This is a genomic window from Aeromicrobium sp. (assembly GCF_050700635.1).
Taxonomy (GTDB): domain Bacteria; phylum Actinomycetota; class Actinomycetes; order Propionibacteriales; family Nocardioidaceae; genus Aeromicrobium.
The window spans coordinates 1-5,347 of the sequence record NZ_JBOHDT010000081.1; the positions used below are offsets into that span (position 1 = coordinate 1).

The 5,347-nt window shown below is 68.3% G+C and carries 10 protein-coding genes; 9 read left to right on the plus strand and 1 reads right to left on the minus strand.

What is annotated here, in order from left to right; all coding sequences use genetic code 11:
* The first annotated feature begins 107 nt into the window (after positions 1–107).
* Complete coding sequence (gene ribH / locus ACRDPN_RS06220; RefSeq protein WP_431446506.1) at positions 108–584, plus strand: 6,7-dimethyl-8-ribityllumazine synthase; 477 nt, start codon at positions 108–110, stop codon at positions 582–584.
* Here the strand turns inward: ribH and ACRDPN_RS06225 are convergent.
* Positions 575–1,198, minus strand: coding sequence for a DUF2867 domain-containing protein (locus ACRDPN_RS06225; RefSeq protein WP_431446507.1), 624 nt, complete (start codon positions 1,196–1,198; stop codon positions 575–577). The genes ribH and ACRDPN_RS06225 overlap by 10 nt on opposite strands.
* A 130-nt stretch (positions 1,199–1,328) precedes the next feature.
* On the opposite strand from ACRDPN_RS06225, the gene ACRDPN_RS06230 reads away from it, so the two are divergent.
* The 8 genes from ACRDPN_RS06230 to ACRDPN_RS06265 form a co-directional block, all read left to right on the plus strand.
* The gene (locus ACRDPN_RS06230) at positions 1,329–1,592 is read left to right on the plus strand and encodes a phosphoribosyl-ATP diphosphatase (RefSeq protein WP_431446508.1); all 264 of its coding nucleotides are present in this window, start codon (positions 1,329–1,331) and stop codon (positions 1,590–1,592) included.
* Between the two features lie 80 nt (positions 1,593–1,672).
* Positions 1,673–2,521 (plus strand): ATP phosphoribosyltransferase, encoded by an 849-nt coding sequence (hisG, locus tag ACRDPN_RS06235; protein ID WP_431446509.1) that lies wholly within the window; start codon positions 1,673–1,675, stop codon positions 2,519–2,521.
* On the plus strand, positions 2,518–2,922 hold the full coding sequence (locus tag ACRDPN_RS06240; protein ID WP_431446510.1) for a PH domain-containing protein: 405 nt from the start codon (positions 2,518–2,520) through the stop codon (positions 2,920–2,922). The genes hisG and ACRDPN_RS06240 overlap by 4 nt, the downstream gene beginning before the upstream one ends.
* The gene (locus ACRDPN_RS06245; RefSeq protein ID WP_431446511.1) at positions 2,919–3,377 is read left to right on the plus strand and encodes an SseB family protein; all 459 of its coding nucleotides are present in this window, start codon (positions 2,919–2,921) and stop codon (positions 3,375–3,377) included. The genes ACRDPN_RS06240 and ACRDPN_RS06245 overlap by 4 nt, the downstream gene beginning before the upstream one ends.
* Positions 3,378–3,612: 235 nt before the next feature.
* Positions 3,613–4,290 (plus strand): translation initiation factor IF-3, encoded by a 678-nt coding sequence (gene infC / locus ACRDPN_RS06250; protein ID WP_431446515.1) that lies wholly within the window; start codon positions 3,613–3,615, stop codon positions 4,288–4,290.
* Positions 4,291–4,485 carry a 50S ribosomal protein L35 gene (gene rpmI, locus ACRDPN_RS06255; RefSeq protein ID WP_431446512.1) on the plus strand — a complete coding sequence of 65 codons (195 nt, stop codon included), beginning with the start codon at positions 4,291–4,293 and terminating at the stop codon, positions 4,483–4,485.
* A 63-nt stretch (positions 4,486–4,548) separates the two neighbouring features.
* A complete protein-coding gene (gene rplT, locus ACRDPN_RS06260; protein WP_431446513.1) occupies positions 4,549–4,941 on the plus strand; it encodes a 50S ribosomal protein L20 in 393 nt (130 codons plus the stop codon).
* A 59-nt stretch (positions 4,942–5,000) separates the two neighbouring features.
* A partial coding sequence (locus tag ACRDPN_RS06265) for an RNA methyltransferase substrate-binding domain-containing protein (protein WP_431446514.1) occupies positions 5,001–5,347 on the plus strand: 347 nt, incomplete at its 3' end.

Consider the following 5,347-nt stretch of genomic DNA (forward strand, 5'->3'; position numbering starts at 1 on the left):
CCGCTCGCCGTTGCTCCCACCCCCGACAACCTGCGCTACCTGCAGACGAAGGCCCGCCGCATGGGCCACGACCTGCCGGAGCTCGCCCAGCCGACGGAGGACGAGACATGAGCAAGCACGGAGCACCAGAGCTCGAGGTCGAAGCGTCCGGCGCCAGGGTGGCGGTCGTCGCGTCCAGCTGGCACCAGCCGGTGATGGACGGACTGCTCGGCGGCACCCGACGAGCACTCGACGACGCCGGCGTCACCGACGTCACCATCTTGCGCGCTCCCGGATCGTTCGAGCTGCCGCTCCTGGCTCAAGCCTGCGCCGTCGCCGGCTACGACGCCGTGGTCGCACTGGGCGTCATCATCCGGGGCGGCACGCCCCACTTCGAGTACGTGTCGACCGCGGCCACCGACGGTCTGGCCCGCGTCGCCCTCGACACCGGAGTGCCGATCGGGTTCGGCCTGCTCACCTGCGACGACGAGCAGCAGGCCCTCGACCGCGCCGGGCTGCCCGACAGCAGCGAGGACAAGGGACGCGAGGCCGCCGAGGCCGCCCTATCGACCTGGAGCGTCCTGCGCGGTGTCCGTCAGGGCTGACGGGCCTTCCAGCGGCGTTCGACCTGCCGCAGGAGCGCCGGGTACACGATCCAGTGCCTGAACGGCTTGATGAAGGCCATGTAGGCCCTGCCGAAAGCGCCACGTGGCTTGACGTACACGGCCATCTGGCCCTGGTAGCGGCCGTCGCCGCCATCCTCAACGGCACAGCCGGCCCACGCCAGGTGCATCACGCCATGGACGGTCTTGTTCGAGACCTCCGCGGCCGACTCGGTGTCGGTGCGGTACAGCGGCTTGAACGGTAGCGAGCCGAAGTCCTGGCCCCATGTCGTGTCGCGGAGGTCGTCCGGCAGCCGCCCGGCCAGGGACGCCTCGTCTGTGCCGGGGATCGGTAGTGCTTGCTCGCCGCCATCCGGTTCGGAGATCCGGCCGAGGTCCAACCACGCGCCGAGACGGTCGCGGATCCGCCAGAGGGCACGGGCCGGCAGGGAGTCCGCGTTCGCGGGATCGAGGGACGACACCAGCTCGAGCAGCTTCGGGAAGTCGTCGGCCCCGCCGTGCACCGGGAGCGCCCAGACGTCCTCCAGGGTGAAGTCCGGCACGATCTCGCGGATCCGCCAGGGACCCGACTCGTGTGCGGCGTTGGGAAGCCTCATCGTGGCGTCAGGATGCCACGTTGGACGCCACCATGGAACGCGGCTGGAGGCCGCCCGACTTCCGGCGATCAGCCATCGAATGACTCGCGTGAGTCGCGGCGAGGACGGACGCCCTAGACTGACTTGCGCCATGAAAACCTTCGATCAGCTGTTCGCCGAGCTCGCCGACAAGGCGAACACCCGCGCCGAGGGCTCGCGCACGGTCGCCGAGCTCGACGCCGGCGTGCACGCGATCGGCAAGAAAGTGGTCGAGGAGGCGGCGGAGTCGTGGATGGCTGCCGAGCACGAGAGCGCCGACCGCGCCGCCGAGGAGATCAGCCAGCTCCTCTACCACACGCAGGTCCTGATGCTCGCGAAGGGAATCGCGCTCGAGGACGTCTACGCGCATCTGTGACGGGTGGATCCTTACGTGTCCATCCGTGCCCCGACCGATCCGACACGCATCCGTCACGTCTCGCCTGAGAAGAGAGAGAAATGCTCACCGTCGCCGTGCCCAACAAGGGCGCTCTCGCCGATTCCGCCGCCCAGATGCTCGCGGAGGCCGGCTACCGCCAGCGCCGCAACGCCAAGGACCTCGTCACCATCGACGCCGACAACGGCGTCGAGTTCTTCTACCTGCGTCCGCGCGACATCGCCATCTACGTGGGGGAGGGCACGCTCGACGTCGGCATCACCGGTCGTGACCTGCTGCTCGACTCCGGCGCGCACGCCGCCGAGGCGTTGCCACTCGGCTTCGGCGGGTCGACGTTCCGTTTCGCGGCGCCGGCCGGCCAGATGAGCGAGCTCCAGGATCTTGCCGGCACCCGGGTCGCCACCTCGTACCAGGGGATCGTCGAGACGTACCTCGCCGACAGGGGCATCGAAGCCACCGTCGTCCGGCTCGACGGCGCGGTCGAGTCGTCCGTCCGTCTCGGTGTCGCCGACGCGATCGCCGATGTCGTCGAGACGGGCACGACCCTGCGCCAGGCCGACCTGGAAGTCTTCGGCGACCCGATCCTGACGTCGGAGGCGGTGCTCATCACCCACAGCGGACTGGAGGAGGTACCCACCGGGTTCGAGGTCTTCAAGCGGCGCCTCGACGGAGTCCTCGTCGCCCGTACGTACGTGATGATGGAGTACGACATCCGCACCGAGCACGTCGACCGAGCCGTCGAGCTCACGCCCGGCATCGACTCGCCCACCATCTCGCCGCTGCGCCGCGAAGGCTGGGTCGAGGTGCGCTCGATGGTGCCCCGCGACACTGCCCAGAAGGTCATGGACGAGCTCTTCGAGGTCGGCGCACGCGGCATCCTCGTCACGGACATCCTCGCGTGCCGGCTGTGACGACGTACCGGCCAGTGGGTGCCCGGATCGTGGCCTACGGCGCGTCGGTGGCGCTGGGCGTGGTCGCGGTGGTGGTCGGCATGGCGTTGCCACCGGAGATCACGTTCACCGTGGCCGAGCTCATCACGCTGGCTCTCACGTTCCTGGCCTTTCTCGCGATCCTGCACGGCATCGCCCGCAGCTACGTGCGGGTCGACGACGACGGCCTCGAGATCCTCAACGGCTACCGGCGGCACCGAATCCCGTGGGCGGTGATGCGCGGCATCTCGATGAACCGCGGCGCACCGTGGCCGACGCTCGTGCTGCACGACGACGATCGCGTCATGCTGTTCGCCATCCAGGGCAGCGACGGCAAGGCCGCCAACGACGCCGTGAACGATCTTGTCCGGCGGATCGGATGACCCACCGCCCATCGCTCGCAGAGCCGGCGTTCCCCGATGACGACGGCACTATTGACTCAGCCCTCGCGGATGCGCTGGGCGACGACGCCGAGGTTCTCGCGGTGCTCGGCGATGTCCGTGTGTTCGTCCCGGTCGTCGCGTTGCTCGGTGACTCACCGGCCGGAACTGACAAGAACGCTGACATGGCCGCGGTGCTGATGACCGGAGCCGACGGGCGGAAGGCTTTGCTGGCCTTCAGCAGTGTTGCCACCATGGCGGCCTGGAATCCCGACGCTCGACCGGTTCCCGTCCGCGGACGCGACGCCGCACGTGCCGCTCTCGACGAGGACGCATCGGCCCTGCTCCTGGACCTGGGAGGAGTCGGTTTCACCGTCATCGAGGCCACCGACGTGCAGCACCTGGCCGCCGGTCACCGTCTCGTCAGCACCGACGCCGGCCCCGCCTGGCTGACTTGACGCGATTTCACGAACGCACGCGGCCGCTGGTACCCTTGAGGGCGAAGTGGAGCTCACCTCCCACCTGCTCGATCGCAAGATCGTGGGGTAGACGGCCGGTACGCCCGGCCGACGGCGATCCCGCCGCTCGCCTCTGGCGAACGAGGGAATGTGCCGGTGGTGGCCTTCGTTTCAGCACGGAGGCCATTTTTCATGTCCTCCACCATGACCATCAGGAGGATCCATCAGCACAGAGCTGCGCGTCAACGACCGCATCCGAGTCCCGGAGGTCCGTCTCGTCGGCCCCGGCGGTGAGCAGGTCGGCATCGTCCGTATCGAAGATGCCCTGCGTCTGGCCGCCGAGGCCGATCTCGATCTCGTCGAGGTCGCGCCGACGGCACGTCCGCCGGTGTGCAGGCTCATGGACTACGGCAAGTTCAAGTACGAGGCCGCCCAGAAGGCACGCGAGTCGCGTCGCAACCAGACGAACACCGTCATCAAGGAGATGAAGCTCCGCCCCAAGATCGACCAGCACGACTACGCCACCAAAAGGGGTCACGTCGTGCGGTTCCTCAAGGCGGGCGACAAGGTCAAGATCACGATCATGTTCCGAGGCCGCGAGCAGCACCGACCCGAGCTCGGGTACCGGCTGTTGCAGAAGCTGGCCGAGGACGTTCAGGATCTCGGCGTCGTCGAGGCGCACCCGCGTCAGGACGGCCGCAACATGACGATGGTGCTCGCGCCCCTCAAGAAGAAGTCCGAGGCCCAGGCCGAGGTGAAGGCCGAGAAGGCCCGCACCACGGCAGAGAAGGCGGCCGAGCGTGAGGCTGAGGCGGAAGCCGACAAGGCCTATCGCGAAGAACAGAAGAAGACGGCGACACCGAAGAAGCCCAGGCGTCGCTCCGAGAACCTCGACCCAGACATGGAGGCATAGATGCCGAAGTTCAAGCCCCACTCGGGCATGAAGAAGCGCGTCAAGATCACCGGCAAGGGCAAGCTGCGCCGTGAGCAGACCAACCGTCGCCACAACTTCGAGCACAAGCCGAGCACCCTGACCCGCCGTCTCGCCGGCACGACCGACGTGTCCAAGGCGGACACCAAGAGGGTCAAGAAGCTGCTCGGCCTCTGAGCCGACCCAACAGCCACACCTGAACGGCACAGCCCCCACGTACTCGTCTGAAGGAGAACCGAGATGGCACGCGTCAAGCGTTCTGTCAACGCACAGAAGAAGCGCCGCGAGACCCTCGAGCGCGCCGCGGGATACCGCGGTCAACGGTCGCGTCTGTACCGCAAGGCCAAGGAGCAGGTCACGCACTCGCTGGTCTATTCCTACCGCGACCGCAAGAAGCGCAAGGGTGACTTCCGTCGGCTCTGGATCCAGCGCATCAACGCTGCCGTCCGCGCCGAGGGCATGACCTACAACCGCTTCATCCAGGGCCTCAAGGCCGCGGGTGTCGAGGTCGACCGCAAGAACCTGGCGGAGCTCGCCATCAACGAGCCGGCCGCGTTCACCGCGCTCGTCCAGGTCGCCAAGGACAACCTGCCGGCCGACGTCAACGCCCCCAAGGACGACGCCGCCGCCTGACCGCGACGGTCCCGAAACGCGTGGCGAGTCCCGGGCCCCTCACCGTCCGTAGCGGACGGGTGAGGCACGCCCGGCGGCTCGCCACTCGTTCGTTCCGGGCCGCCGAGCGCGAGTTCCTCGCCGAGGGGCCTCAGGCCGTGCGCGAGGCGTTGGCCGAGCCGGGTGTCGTCGTCGAGGTCTTCGCCTCAGTCGAGGCGTCCGAACGACACCCTGAGCTGGCCTCGCAGGCTGAAGCATCGGACGTCGCCTGGCACGTGGTCACCGACGACGTCATGGCCGACGTGGCCGACGCCGTCACGCCACAAGGGCTGGTGGCACGGTGCCGCAGCATCGTCCGGTCACTGGCCGAGCTGCCGGTCGACACCGGCTTCGTCGTGGTCTGCGCGGACATTCGCGATCCCGGCAA

Coding starts and splice junctions, on each gene's coding strand:
- ribH (WP_431446506.1), top strand. CDS start 108: ATGAGCAAGCACGGAGCACCAGAGCTCGAGGTCGAAGCGTCCGGCGCC.
- ACRDPN_RS06225 (WP_431446507.1), bottom strand. CDS start 1,198: ATGAGGCTTCCCAACGCCGCACACGAGTCGGGTCCCTGGCGGATCCGC.
- ACRDPN_RS06230 (WP_431446508.1), top strand. CDS start 1,329: ATGAAAACCTTCGATCAGCTGTTCGCCGAGCTCGCCGACAAGGCGAAC.
- hisG (WP_431446509.1), top strand. CDS start 1,673: ATGCTCACCGTCGCCGTGCCCAACAAGGGCGCTCTCGCCGATTCCGCC.
- ACRDPN_RS06245 (WP_431446511.1), top strand. CDS start 2,919: ATGACCCACCGCCCATCGCTCGCAGAGCCGGCGTTCCCCGATGACGAC.
- rpmI (WP_431446512.1), top strand. CDS start 4,291: ATGCCGAAGTTCAAGCCCCACTCGGGCATGAAGAAGCGCGTCAAGATC.
- rplT (WP_431446513.1), top strand. CDS start 4,549: ATGGCACGCGTCAAGCGTTCTGTCAACGCACAGAAGAAGCGCCGCGAG.